Consider the following 13,010-nt stretch of genomic DNA (forward strand, 5'->3'; position numbering starts at 1 on the left):
TAAAACCTTCCTACCAACAATAGTACCATTTAACGATAACAATATCTCTATTATACCAATATAATAGTATAGGCATTTTTAATGTTTTTCACTAGCTTTTTACATAGAGGTGAATCATATGTCAGACTTTTTAAAGCTAGTAGGTGAACAACTCCGTATTATTAGGGTATCCAAGGGGCTTAGTCAGGAAGAAGTGGCAGAAAGAACGGGGAAGTTAGGTTTTAGTAAAGGACGAATCTCAAATATTGAACATGGGCAATCTAATATCACATTGAGCACTTTAGAATCGCTGATGAAAGCATTAGATATTGTCCCTGAGGAGCTTTTTAATTTCCAAAAATTATCTGGTGTTACTGATATTGAAGAAAAGAACCTCATGCTTGACATACATCGCTCAGTATTAAGGGAGCGCAATTTAGACGAGGTAAAATACGTAGTACGCATTACGAAAGATTTTTTAGATACGATCGATTCACAATCAAAGAAAAACAGCTCCAATAGTCAATGACATTGGAGCTGTTTTGACGGCTACCTACAAATTTTTTCCGATAATTCTTAGTGCACTGTTTTAATGTTTTAGCATGCCCTTATGTTGTCCATATAAAAAATCCATTTAGTCTAAAACCAAATGGATTTATTCCTTACATACCAAACTTTTGACGATAACCACATTTTCTGCACAGTTCCTCTACTGCTTCTCTTCGTGAAAATCCGTCGACAATATTATTGGCACGCTCACCCTGAACAATGTCCGTGAAGGATTTCTCGTTCACATTCCCTAAATTAATAACGCCCTCACCATCAAGACAGCATGGCACTACTGTACCATCCACAAGAATAGCAGCTTGGCTTCGAAGTGCATGGCAAAAGCCTTTTCCTTCATCCTCAGGCTCAAGTAAGCTTGGCCATCTGAATTCATGATCCTGGTTTAAATAAATATTATTAGCAATCTTCACACCTTTACCGGGCTGTACTTTTTCTTCAATGCGATAATCCAGATTATATTCATTTTCTAGAATTTCGAGCGTTTCCCTATTTCTTCTCGCTGCAATATCCGTTACATGCTCCTTTTGTAAATTCCATAAACGATATGAAATAATCGTATTATATTCTCTCGCTGCACGAACAAAGTCCAAAATATCCCCTAAATATTTCTCACGATTCTCCGATCCCTCATGACCATCGAAGCTATGTAAAGAGAAATTGATTTGGCGTAAGGCTGGTTTCCCTAATAACTTTTCACGATTCTTTTTAATCAGTGTACCATTCGTTGTAATATTAACTTTAAAACCTTTCTCATGTGCTGCGTCAAGCAGCTGATCAATACGTGGATGTAAAAGCGGCTCCCCTTTTACATGCAAATAAATATATTTCGTGTGAGGACGTATTTCATCCAGTATTTTATTAAATTGTTCCACTTTAATAAGTCCCTTTGCACGAGCAGTTGGTGGACAAAAGCTACATGCCAAATTACAGACACTCGTTATTTCTATATAAACTTTTTTAAATGTTCTCAACGTTGATTCACCGTTCCAGTTCTTTATATATTCAAATCCTATTCATTTTAACAAATTTTACGATCAGGAACAGTCTTTCAGTCTCCATCCCCTTGCATTATTTATGAATCTTAGGGCTACATATACAAGTAAATTTGAGAAACATTAATAACTTATTAGTAATACTGAAATGAAAGGAGTGAAAACTATGTCTGACTATACACCTGAGAATGAACATTCAAAGAAGGAATCCAAAAATCATATTACCATCAATTTTACTTTTAATATCGGCAATACGGATATCCACCTTGAACAAAGGGCCGAGGGTGGTGGGCAAATCAATAAGGATGTAGGTACTAATGCCAACCAAGGCGGTCAAAATGCACTAAATGGCAGTCATACTCGAAACGTAAATTCTCAATTCGCGGACGGAAACGGCAGGAGCGGTATTGCCGGTGACGATAATGATGAAGCTGGCGGACAACAAGGCATAAAAGTAAGAAACAGCAGAGTAATCGACAGCGATATCCATTCATCTTCGAATCATAGTGAAAGTAGTGAAGATGAAAATGAGTCCTCTCCATTGTTAGATGAAGATACAAATGAATAAAGTGTATTTGAGTTCATCACCAAAATTTTGGATGAAATATAAGTACACCATGTAAATTGATCTTCGTTCCGGCTGGGCGACTTCTTGGAAATTAGCGTCACAGAACCTTTATGTAAGACTTTCAAAAATTAAAACTTCTATCTGCAAAGAATTTTCATAGCAACAGATAGAAGTTTTTTTGTCACACATTGCGTTTATAATTTTTTGTACCATCATATGAATAAAGGATTGGCTTTCCATCTACATATGTTTCTAAATGAACAGGACGACCCCATAGCTGATGAATATATGGCAAAACGTTTTCTAAATAGCGTGGATCCAGCTCCATTCCCTCATAACCATGCACTAAATAGAGCTCACCGTTACGAAGATAATCCCCATTTTTAACAACGATATATGGGAACCCTCCGTTTACACGCATCGATACGAGCTGATCTCGTACCATTTCATGATCCTTATCTGTAATACGATACTCATTGCCCTTCTTCTGGAACAAATAAAGATCCTCTTGCCTTGCTAAATCCTTCGTTAAATAGTTGCGAATGAAGGATATATCCGACTCTATCTCCCTTACCTCAAACATTTTCTCTCGACCTGAGTTCGGTTGAACACCTAACTTTCTCATCTCTTCCGTTGGATGATTATAGCGATTTTCAATATCCTCAAAAATTTTCACGCCAAGGTAATACGGATTAATAGATGTTTTGGAAGGCTGCACAACGCCTGCATTTAATTTGGCATATTCAATCGTCTCAGCCGTTGTTAACTTAAGCTCCCGCATTATTCGTTGGTGCCAATAAGAAGCCCAGCCCTCATTCATAATTTTCGTCTCTAATTGTGGCCAAAAATAAAGCATTTCCTCACGCATCATCGTTAATATATCTCGCTGCCAGTCCTCCAGTTCTCGACTGTGCTCCTCTAAAAATAGCAATAAATCTTTTTCTGGCTTTGGCGGGAAGTTCTTTATTTTTCGCCTTATCGATTTATACGCTTTTTCCTTATCATCTAAGCTCCATAGATCATCATACGGTGATTTTGCCGGAAGAATGTCCTCTTCATACTCTTCCTCCGTTTGCCAAGACAATTTTGGTCGTAAAAGAGATGGATCGATATGTTCCTGGATCGCTAAAACTGCATCTAAAAACTGTTCGACTTCATCCTTTCCGTATTCCCTTTCGTAACCAGCTATTCGTTCAGCTGTCGCAGTCATGCTCTCCACCATATCTCTTCTAGTATTGGAGAAGCGTACATTATTTTTAAAGAAATCGCAGTGCGCCAATACATGCGCAATAATTAATTTATTTTGTGTTAGCGTATTTGTATCGAGTAAAAATGCATAGCATGGATTTGAGTTAATGACTAGCTCATAAATTTGGCTTAGCCCTAAATCATATTGAAGCTTCATTTTATGAAATTGTTTACCAAAGCTCCAATGCGAAAATCGAGTAGGCATACCATATGCGCCAAATGTATAAATAATATCTGCTGGACAAATTTCATAGCGCATTGGAAAGAAATCTAAGCCAAAGCTTGAGGCAATTTCTGTAATTTCATCAATCGCTCGTTGAAGCTCTTTCATTTCCATCTTTTCGCCCCCTCCCTTGAACATGATTACTTACCATGATTCAACTTCTTTCACCATTTAAGATTCACTTTTTTTGAAAAAGCTCTTTAAGGCATCGTAAACATCGCCTTTTTTTCTCAAAACATGATACCTAAATTTGGGGTCATCAATTTTTTTGTATGTGTACATAAGTGTAGAAAAGCGGTTATGCTGATTGACTTCACCATAGCCAAACATGCTCGAAACGTCCATTAACTCTCCGACTAGCTTCAAGCATTTTTCATTATCCATTGAAATATTTTCGCCATCTGAAAAATGTACTGGATAAATATTGTAGCGAGAAGGATTATACTTTTCCCGAATTAGGTCCAATGCTTTTATATAGGCAGATGAGCAAATCGTTCCTCCGCTTTCTCCCTTCGTGAAAAATTCATCTTCTGTCACTACTTTTGCCTCTGTATGATGTGCAATAAACTCAATATCTACAGTTCCATACTTTGAGCGCAAAAATTTTGTCATCCAAAAGAAGAAGCTTCTAGCACAATATTTTTCGAAGGAGCCCATAGAGCCACTTGTATCCATCATCGCAAGAACTACTGCTTTCGATTCAGGTTTCTCCACTTCATCCCAAGTTTTAAAACGTAAGTCCTCATTATGAATCGGCGTAATTTCTGCTTTACCCTGCATTGCATTACGCTTTAGCGCATTGAGGATTGTGCGCTTCTTATCAACATTTCCCATCAAACCCTTTTTCCGAATATCATTAAACTCAATTTTCTCCGTCTTAATATCTGCTTTTTCTTTCTGCTGTAAGTTCGGTAACTCAAGCTCATGAAATAACACATTTTGAATTTCTTCAATGCTTACTTCAGCTTCATAGTAGTCATGGCCTGGTTTGTCACCCGCTTCTTTTCCTTTACCATTAGCCTGATTACCTCTGCTGGCATCACGTGCAATGACATCCCCTACATTACTATCGCCTTGTCCTTGCCCAACATGCTTGGAATTATCGTAGTTGTATCGAATTTTATATTCATCAAGTGAACGGATAGGAATTTTTATAACCTCTCGACCATTGGACATTACAATACTTTCTTCACTAACTAAATCAGGTAAATTATTCTTAATAGCATCTTTCACTTTTTCCATATGACGTTGCTGGTCCTGGTGCCCTTTACGATGGAGGGACCAATTTTCCTGAGAGATGACAAAGCGTTTATTTTCGTTTTCAGTCATTTTTATCCTCACCCATCTATCAAATTCATTTTTTCTATACTATGCTAGTGAGTCGCTTTCTTGAACTTCTTTAGTGAAATCAATTACATTTCATTGTCATTTCGCTTTGTAAATGAAGCTAAAAGGAGTGCCCTGAAATGGGACACTCCTATCTGGTCATTTAGATCCGAAATTAACGATTTAACAGACTACCAACATATTGCAATAATTCATTAGCAGACGTTGTATTATAGCCATGTTCATCAACAAGTCTTGCTACAACCTCATTAATTTTCTTCAACTGTGATTCATCCGGCATTTTTGAGGATGTTGTAATTTTCACGACATCCTTGAGATCCGCAAATAGCTTCTTCTGGATTGCATCTCGTAATCTTTCATGAGAATTATAGTCAAAACGTTTTCCTTTTCGAGCATAAGCAGAAATACGAATTAATATCTCCTCACGGAATGCTTTTTTCGCATTTTCTGAAATACCAATTTGCTCCTCAATAGAGCGCATTAATTTTTCATCAGGATTCATTTCTTCACCAGTTAATGGATCGAAAATCTTATTTTTATTACAAAATGCTTCAACATTATCGAGATAGTTATTCATCAATGTTTTTGCAGACTCTTCATACGAATAAACAAAAGCTTTTTGCACTTCATTTTTGGCAATATCATCATACTCTCTTCGAGCAACTGCAATATAGTTCATATATTTTTCTCGATCTTCCTGAGAAATCGAAGCATGCTGGTCAAGTCCATCCTTTAGGGCACGCAGAACATCTAACGCATTAATAGATGGTATCTCTTTTCGGATAATAGCAGAAGAAATACGATTAATAATATACCGTGGATCAATACCGTTCATGCCTTCGTTCGGAAACTCTTTTTTAAGCTCCTCTAAGTCAACGGAATTAAATCCCTCCACATTTTCTCCGTCGTACAGTCGCATTTTTTTAATAAGATCCACACCTTGCTTTTTCGGTACTTCAAGTCTTGTTAGAACCGAAAAGATTGCTGCGGCCTTTAATGCATGCGGCGCAATATGAACATGTGACATATCACTTTCTTTAATCATTTTTTCGTAAATCAGTTCTTCCTGACTAACTTTTAAGTTATACGGAATCGGCATGACAATAATTCGTGAATGCAACGCCTCATTCTTTTTATTTGAAATAAATGAACGATATTCCGTTTCGTTTGTATGCGCAACAATTAACTCATCTGCACTAATTAATGCAAAGCGACCTGCTTTAAAATTACCTTCCTGTGTTAAAGACAGTAAATTCCACAAGAATTTTTCATCAAGCTTTAACATTTCCTGGAATTCCATCATACCCCTATTTGCCTTATTTAACTCACCGTCAAAACGATAAGCACGTGGGTCTGATTCTGAACCAAATTCTCCAATTGTTGAGAAATCAATACTACCTGTTAAATCAGCAATATCCTGAGATTTTGGATCCGATGGTGTGAAGGTTCCTATACCTACACGTTTGTCTTCAGAAAAAGTAATACGTTCAATTATCACATTTTCAATACGTCCATCATACTCCTTTTCAAGACGCATCGTATTTAAAGGCGATAAGCTTCCTTCAATTCGTATACCATACTCCTCATAAAAATCATTACGTAAATGATGTGGAATTAAATGTAGAGGATCCTCATGCATTGGACATCCCTTAATTGCGAAAACTGCACCTTCATCTGTTCGCGAAAATTGCTCAAGTCCGCGTTTCAACAAGGTCACTATTGTTGATTTACCACCACTCACTGGTCCCATTAGTAACAAAATACGTTTTCTAACATCCAATCTGCGTGCTGCCGGATGGAAATATTCCTCCACCAGTCTTTCAATTGCTGTTTCAAGCCCAAAAATTTCTTGACCAAAAAATTCGTACATTTTTTGCCCATCGCGTTGCTCTACACCACTACTTTTTATCATATTGTAGACGCGTGAATGGGCTGTTTGAGCAACTTCAGGTCTTTCCTTGATGATATTTAAGTAATCTGCAAATGTCCCTTCCCACTTCAGCCGATTTTCTTCTTCGCGATAGCTTTTCACTTTATCTAAAATGTTGATAGCCTTCCCTCCATTCAGGGCTTGATTTATAACATAGTATGAAGGAAATGACATTATGATACCCAATACTTTTTCTTTATCGAAGTTTCTTCTTATATTGCCTATAATTTTTTTCTGCTGAATGGAAGAATAAATTTAAACATTATTCATTTCGACTGACGTTTTATTGGCGCATTACCAAAATCAGGATGATATTTATTGAAACATTTTCTATATAAGTTGATTGGTGCGAAAGCGTAGCGACAGCAACAACAACAAATGTTTTCTGTAGCGAAAGCAAAGCGGCAACTACAACAAAGCCCCAGTCGGAACGGAAATGAACCCTACGCTATAAGCACGTTTTCATCACAAAAATTGCTCATTTTTACCGCTTCGTTTTCCCACAAAAAGTGCTGAATGAAGATGAAAAATTCGGTTATTCTAACGTTAGAAAGGAGGTCCATTATTGAATCGCCATTTTATATTCCTTTTATCATGGATTTTATTATGGAGTTTTACTCTCCCCACGGTTGCTTTAGCAAAAGAAGAACCCACTCAAGAAGAAATTGTGCAGCAACGTATGGTCTATTACGTACAATTTGACGAATTACTCATTCCGTGGCATTTTTTAGCAGCCATTGACCAATATGAACGAAACTTGCAATCAGTTCGTAAAGATATTCCGAAACGGGATGGGATCATTGCCATTCAATTTTCTGATGAATATTGGTCAGGTGCTTTAAATCCTGTAAGAGATGACACCCGCCCAGAAACAATTAGTTACTTTGGCGGGATGGGACTAGATGGCAATGGTGATGGAGCTGCCAGTCCAAACGAAGACGCCGATGTTATATTCTCCATGGCTACTTTTTTAAGTAAATTTGGAACAACTGATGAGGACTTTAAATTAGCTTTATGGGAATATTACGGAAGTGAGCAAGCCGTAAATCAAATTTTCACCATTTCCAAAATGTATAGTCATTTCAAAACAACTGAGCTAGATGCCCACACATTCCCAGTTCCTACTAATTACGATTACAGTTATCGGGGTACATGGGGTGCTAATAGGGGCTGGGGCGGACGCCGTATTCATGAAGGAACCGATATTTTCGCTAGCTACGGTACTCCAGTAGTTTCTACTTCTTATGGAGTAGTGGAAGTAAAAGGCTGGAACCAATTTGGTGGCTGGCGCATAGGAATTCGAGACAATCATAACTCTTATCATTATTATGCCCATCTGGGTAGCTATAATAAGGAGATTGAAGTAGGAGATCTTGTTGAGCCAGGAACTGTTCTCGGTTATGTTGGTAGCTCTGGCTACGGTAAAGAAGGAACATCCGGAAAATTCCCACCTCATCTTCACTATGGCATATATAAGTTCAATGGTCGTACAGAATGGGCATTTGATCCATACCCATCATTACTACAATGGGAACGACTAGCAAAAAAAGCAAAACAATAATACATGTTAGAGCGCTTGGTGCACCTTTGCAGCAAGTGCTTTTTTCTTTTAGGTAGGTAAAAATGCATAAAGGTATTTAAAAAACTTCAGAATTGTACATATGACATATATTTTTAACTACCTACATCATTAACAACAAAGTGTTATTGTACTAAAACAACTATTTTTATTTTTTCCATCAAAAGTACTTATTTATAGATAGATTTAGTTATAAAATAACCTTTGTACTATAACAATAAAAAAAGCAAAGGGTTGGGAAAAGATGAAAGGGATTTTTCAGTTTAAAACACTTAAAGCCCGAATTTTAAGTGCATTTCTTCTTCTATTAGTATTAGTTGTTTGTTTTAATATCTATACTTACATTTCTAATACGAAGATGGAAAAACAAGCTGACGATTTAGTGAATGAAGATTTAATTGTTTTAACAGCAAGTAAAAATTTAGCAATGTCTATGAGTGTTCGTCTCTCTGCAGCTTTAAGCTACGTCGCATCGGGTAATGAAAAATACATAGAAACTTTTAAAGAATATCGAAAAATTGCTGAAGAAAGCAATAGCATCATGGAGAAATACGATAAAAATCCTGAGCGTGAACGTCTGGTAGAAATGGGACGCGAGTGGAGCAATCGTGTCAATACAGAGGTATTCGATGTTTATAAAAAAGGCGATAAAGAATTAGCATTACAAAATTTAACGGCTATTAATAATCTTGTAACTGAAGTTCGTACGGGTTATGAAAAATTAGCCAATACACGGACGGAAGAAATTACTAAAATAGGAGGAGATGTAGTATCTACAAGCAAAAACAATAAAATAATTGGACTAATTGTTAGTATTGTATTGACAATTGCAGGTATTCTAATTGCCATTATTACAGCTAGCAAAATATCTAAACCTACTACAGTTGTCTCAAAGCGTATGAACGAATTGGCAGATGGTAATTTACAACATGAACCACTTCCAATAACTCGCCGTGACGAGATTGGTCAATTAATGCTTTCAGCGAATGATTTGAATGAAAAATTAAAGCAAACGATCAGCTCTATTCATGCTGTTTCCGAAACAGTAGCTGCTAGTAGCGAAGAGCTTGCTCAATCTTCTAATGAAGTACAAACAGGTACAGAACAAATTACCGTGACTATGCAGGAGTTAGCCTCTGGCACAGAAACACAAGCATCCACTGCAGGTGATTTAGCTGAAACAATGGTTACTTTCCAACGTAGTATTCACGAAACAACACAGGAAGGTATTGAATTAAAAGAGCACTCAAATCATGTACAGAATTTAACAACTACAGGCAAAGGCTTGATGGTGCAATCAACACAACAAATGGCAGCCATTAATGAAATTGTATTAGATTCAGTAAGAAAAGTGGAAGGCTTAAATGTGCAGTCTGCTGAAATTTCCAAACTGGTGTCAGTCATTGACGACATTTCAAATCAAACAAATTTACTTGCCTTAAATGCTGCCATCGAAGCAGCTCGTGCAGGAGAGCATGGTAAAGGGTTTGCAGTAGTAGCCGATGAAGTTCGTAAGCTTGCAGAACAAGTTCAATTCTCTGTCACGGATATTTCCACTATCGTCAACCGCATTCAAGGTGAAACTGGCAATGTAACAACTGCTTTGCAATCAGGCTATGAGGAAGTAAAAAGAGGAACAGCACAACTCAATCAAACAAATGAAACATTCGAACAAATTTCAGGAGCTGTTGAGGATATGATTCTTAACATAAATACCATTTCAGGCAATCTAGATAAAGTTGCTGAAAATTCCGAGTCCATCAATGCCGCAATTGATGAAATGGCTTCTATTTCCCAAGAGTCTGCTGCTGGTGTAGAACAAACAACAGCAACTGTAGAGGAAACAGCCGCTACTATGGACGAAATTTCAAAGAGCGCGAACCAGCTCGCTAGTATGGCTGAAGAGTTAAATAGCCAATTACAGAAATTCACTATTTAGGGTATAGGTTTCAATCCAATCCATTTCAGACTATACCTGATTACTTTTTTGGTTTACCCGAGCGGTTTTGGGTGATACCCGATCACTTTCTTGGCTTACCCGAGCGGTTTTGGGTGATACCCGATCACTTTCTCGGCTTACCCGAGCGGTTCTGGGTGATACCTGATCACTTTCTTGGTTCACCCGAGCGGTTTCGGGCGAAGCCTGATCATTTTTTTAGTTTACCCGAGCGGTTTTGGGTGAGACCTGATCACTTTTGTAATCTCTCCTAAAAAAAGCGATCTCGCATTACGTTCGAGATCGCTTTCTACTTTAAGAAAATCTTATTGCCAATGTCTAATTGGTACCCGTTCAAGCTCATAGCGTTTAATAATAACACTAATCTTCTGAAACCATTCCTCACATAACTCTAGCGCCTCTTGATACTCGTCCTCTTCCCTTGATATAGGCTCACAGTCCATAAAAACATATTCTAAAATAGGATCAGATAAGTTATCAGCTACAATTTTCAACGTCAATTGAGACACCTTGTTATCCTCAGAGTCCTCTTCATCTAATTCCTCTTCTATATCCGGATTTTCACCAAGTAGTGAACTACTTATATAATTATTACTAGTTCTTGCAATATACATTTCGTCCTCTACTATAGCAACTTCATATATTTTATTAAATGGGATTTCCTTTTTAATTAATTCCTCTTCTAAATCTTCTCTACTTGCAAGGAAAAGTGTATTTGTAGGCTCATTTAATAATAAAGCACTTAAACAATCATCTGATATGATGCAATGTGTATGAGGAATAGCCATTAGCTCCTCCTCACTAGCATCCTGCATTTCATTCAACCAGCTAATATAAATAGATCGTTCTTTCACATACCGAATAACTCCTACTATTACTAGCCCTAAACCAATTAAGAAATAAACCCTACTAAATATAGCTGTTTCGACTGCATTTGCAAGTAATAAATAGATTGTCCCTAGAAATAAAAGGAAAAAGGTTTTCATCCATATCCCACCCTCAAAAAGATAATCGATAGAAAAATTGCATCCATATTAGTAGAAATTTTATTCTAACGATTAACTTTTCATTCTTAATTTATGTTTTCTATATCAAATCTTCGTACGCTCTAACAAATAAAAAAGCAGCTACAACGCAATTTTAAACGTTGTAGCTGCTACTATAATTTTAAATAATCAATTACCCCTAAATGATTATTCATATTAAAGATACTTATCCATTTAGTGTCAAAACTAAGGCTGCCGGTATAAATGATATAGAAAACATACTCAAATACCACATTGATGTACGGCGTAATGAAAAACGAACTTGTTTCTTTTCTGCATAAAAAATGTCTAACATAACTGAAGCAACAACAAGTGGGATCGTAACACATGCAATAGCAACTAATAAAATGTCTAAACCAAACATAAAAGCACCCCTCTGTTCGTGAACATTTATTTTCCATCTTTGTGACAACTTTATGTCAATTTCATTGTACACAATTCCGTCACAAAATGTCAACTAGATTCAACTAAGAAAAAGTATGCTTTTTACAGAATTTTTTATCACAATAAAGATATTAACGTAACAAACAAAGCAGCCACAAAATGCAGCTGCTTTGTTAATCATTAACACATTGGCTCTTCACTAAAAATTCACTTGACTACTCAATAAGAACGGCGCCTCAAACCTCAAGCTTCTTCATTTTAGTATTAATCCATTTCATTCTCTATATTTATATGTCAGCCCTCTTAAAAAATTTCTCACAAAACGATCGCCACATTCTTTATAGTTACGATGACTTGGATTTCTTAAAATGGCACCTAATTCGCCTTTCGAAACGTTAACGCCTCCATCATATAAAAGATCTAACATCTCTTCACTCGTTAAGGCTAGCGCAATTTTCACTTTCTTTAACAGCATATTATTAGGGCTTTCTTTGCCTGAAACAGGTAGTGGTCCTACAGGCTCACCAGGCTTAGGCTTTTGTGGTCCTCGTTTAAATGTAATAAACCCATTTAAAAAAGCCTCTATCATTTTATTATTACATTTGATGTATTCTTCAGGTGCTTCTTCCTCATCATTAATTTTAATAAGCATGTTCAATACTTCTTCCTTCGAAAAATCCATGCCTCCTAGCTTAAAAATTTCAACCATGTCCTTATTTTTAATATCAAGCGCATATCGCAAACGAATTAATATATCATTATTCGTCATTTAAAAACCTCCTTTATGTATTAATAAAGCGTAAATATAAAATGCCAGGCTTAATTATAACAGAGAGCAATACTTTTTCAGCTAGCTTTCTGAAATTCCTATAGTATTTAGACTGCGCATTTCCTTCTTTTTAAATGTATTAAAAGTAAACTCTCGACCATTCTAATCACAAGGAGGTGAGAAAAATGGCTAATCGTAGCTCAAATAAACTTCAAGTGCCCGGTGTACAAGAAGCTGTTGATCAATTGAAATATGAAATCGCACAAGAATTTAACGTACAGTTAGGGCCAGAAGCTTCTTCTCGCGCAAACGGTTCAGTTGGAGGAGAAATTACAAAACGCCTCGTAGAAATGGCTGAAAAACGTTCAAAAGGTTTATTATAAAAAAAGAAAAGAACGAATCCCTTTTGACTGGAATTCGT

At 36.6% G+C, this 13,010-nt stretch carries 12 protein-coding genes; 5 read left to right on the top strand and 7 right to left on the bottom strand.

Annotated elements, in window-relative coordinates; translation table 11 throughout:
* Positions 1–118: 118 nt before the first annotated feature.
* On the top strand, positions 119–508 hold the full coding sequence (locus tag QUF91_RS24420) for a helix-turn-helix domain-containing protein (RefSeq protein ID WP_285399802.1): 390 nt from the start codon (positions 119–121) through the stop codon (positions 506–508).
* A 133-nt stretch (positions 509–641) separates the two neighbouring features.
* Here the strand turns inward: QUF91_RS24420 and QUF91_RS24425 are convergent, their stop codons facing one another.
* A complete protein-coding gene (locus QUF91_RS24425) occupies positions 642–1,517 on the bottom strand; it encodes a radical SAM/SPASM domain-containing protein (RefSeq protein WP_285399804.1) in 876 nt (291 codons plus the stop codon).
* Positions 1,518–1,704: 187 nt separating this feature from the next.
* Here QUF91_RS24425 and QUF91_RS24430 point away from each other — a divergent pair, with 187 nt between their 5' ends.
* On the top strand, positions 1,705–2,106 hold the full coding sequence (locus QUF91_RS24430; RefSeq protein ID WP_285399806.1) for a hypothetical protein: 402 nt from the start codon (positions 1,705–1,707) through the stop codon (positions 2,104–2,106).
* Positions 2,107–2,287: 181 nt separating this feature from the next.
* Here the strand turns inward: QUF91_RS24430 and QUF91_RS24435 are convergent, their stop codons facing one another.
* The 3 genes from QUF91_RS24435 to QUF91_RS24445 all read right to left on the bottom strand — a co-directional run bounded on the left by QUF91_RS24435 (position 2,288) and on the right by QUF91_RS24445 (position 6,974).
* Positions 2,288–3,691 carry a SpoVR family protein gene (locus tag QUF91_RS24435; RefSeq protein ID WP_289419673.1) on the bottom strand — a complete coding sequence of 468 codons (1,404 nt, stop codon included), beginning with the start codon at positions 3,689–3,691 and terminating at the stop codon, positions 2,288–2,290.
* 57 nt (positions 3,692–3,748) lie between these two features.
* Positions 3,749–4,906 (bottom strand): sporulation protein YhbH, encoded by a 1,158-nt coding sequence (gene yhbH, locus QUF91_RS24440; protein ID WP_285399810.1) that lies wholly within the window; start codon positions 4,904–4,906, stop codon positions 3,749–3,751.
* Between the two features lie 172 nt (positions 4,907–5,078).
* On the bottom strand, positions 5,079–6,974 hold the full coding sequence (locus QUF91_RS24445; protein WP_353957876.1) for a PrkA family serine protein kinase: 1,896 nt from the start codon (positions 6,972–6,974) through the stop codon (positions 5,079–5,081).
* A gap of 445 nt (positions 6,975–7,419) precedes the next feature.
* On the opposite strand from QUF91_RS24445, the gene QUF91_RS24450 reads away from it, so the two are divergent.
* The gene (locus tag QUF91_RS24450) at positions 7,420–8,415 is read left to right on the top strand and encodes a M23 family metallopeptidase (protein ID WP_285399813.1); all 996 of its coding nucleotides are present in this window, start codon (positions 7,420–7,422) and stop codon (positions 8,413–8,415) included.
* A gap of 262 nt (positions 8,416–8,677) precedes the next feature.
* Positions 8,678–10,372 (top strand): methyl-accepting chemotaxis protein, encoded by a 1,695-nt coding sequence (locus QUF91_RS24455; RefSeq protein WP_289419674.1) that lies wholly within the window; start codon positions 8,678–8,680, stop codon positions 10,370–10,372.
* A 323-nt stretch (positions 10,373–10,695) separates the two neighbouring features.
* Here QUF91_RS24455 and QUF91_RS24460 read toward each other — a convergent pair whose 3' ends face one another.
* The 3 genes from QUF91_RS24460 to QUF91_RS24470 all read right to left on the bottom strand — a co-directional run bounded on the left by QUF91_RS24460 (position 10,696) and on the right by QUF91_RS24470 (position 12,589).
* Positions 10,696–11,376 (bottom strand): hypothetical protein, encoded by a 681-nt coding sequence (locus tag QUF91_RS24460; RefSeq protein ID WP_285399815.1) that lies wholly within the window; start codon positions 11,374–11,376, stop codon positions 10,696–10,698.
* 226 nt (positions 11,377–11,602) lie between these two features.
* Positions 11,603–11,800 (bottom strand): hypothetical protein, encoded by a 198-nt coding sequence (locus QUF91_RS24465; RefSeq protein ID WP_285399816.1) that lies wholly within the window; start codon positions 11,798–11,800, stop codon positions 11,603–11,605.
* Positions 11,801–12,094: 294 nt separating this feature from the next.
* The gene (locus QUF91_RS24470) at positions 12,095–12,589 is read right to left on the bottom strand and encodes a YehS family protein (RefSeq protein WP_289419675.1); all 495 of its coding nucleotides are present in this window, start codon (positions 12,587–12,589) and stop codon (positions 12,095–12,097) included.
* Between the two features lie 185 nt (positions 12,590–12,774).
* Between QUF91_RS24470 and QUF91_RS24475 the strand changes: the two genes are divergently transcribed.
* Complete coding sequence (locus QUF91_RS24475; RefSeq protein ID WP_285399819.1) at positions 12,775–12,972, top strand: alpha/beta-type small acid-soluble spore protein; 198 nt, start codon at positions 12,775–12,777, stop codon at positions 12,970–12,972.
* Positions 12,973–13,010: the final 38 nt, after the last annotated feature.

The sequence above is a fragment of the Lysinibacillus sp. G4S2 genome (genome assembly GCF_030348505.1).
In the GTDB taxonomy this organism is placed as follows: Bacteria; Bacillota; Bacilli; order Bacillales_A; family Planococcaceae; genus Lysinibacillus.

Bases quoted from the DNA above. Each gene is read 5' to 3' on its own strand.
- QUF91_RS24465 (WP_285399816.1), bottom strand. From the start codon at position 11,800: ATGTTTGGTTTAGACATTTTATTAGTTGCTATTGCATGTGTTACGATC.
- QUF91_RS24470 (WP_289419675.1), bottom strand. From the start codon at position 12,589: ATGACGAATAATGATATATTAATTCGTTTGCGATATGCGCTTGATATT.
- QUF91_RS24455 (WP_289419674.1), top strand. From the start codon at position 8,678: ATGAAAGGGATTTTTCAGTTTAAAACACTTAAAGCCCGAATTTTAAGT.
- QUF91_RS24460 (WP_285399815.1), bottom strand. From the start codon at position 11,376: ATGAAAACCTTTTTCCTTTTATTTCTAGGGACAATCTATTTATTACTT.
- QUF91_RS24420 (WP_285399802.1), top strand. From the start codon at position 119: ATGTCAGACTTTTTAAAGCTAGTAGGTGAACAACTCCGTATTATTAGG.
- QUF91_RS24430 (WP_285399806.1), top strand. From the start codon at position 1,705: ATGTCTGACTATACACCTGAGAATGAACATTCAAAGAAGGAATCCAAA.
- QUF91_RS24475 (WP_285399819.1), top strand. From the start codon at position 12,775: ATGGCTAATCGTAGCTCAAATAAACTTCAAGTGCCCGGTGTACAAGAA.
- yhbH (WP_285399810.1), bottom strand. From the start codon at position 4,906: ATGACTGAAAACGAAAATAAACGCTTTGTCATCTCTCAGGAAAATTGG.
- QUF91_RS24435 (WP_289419673.1), bottom strand. From the start codon at position 3,691: ATGGAAATGAAAGAGCTTCAACGAGCGATTGATGAAATTACAGAAATT.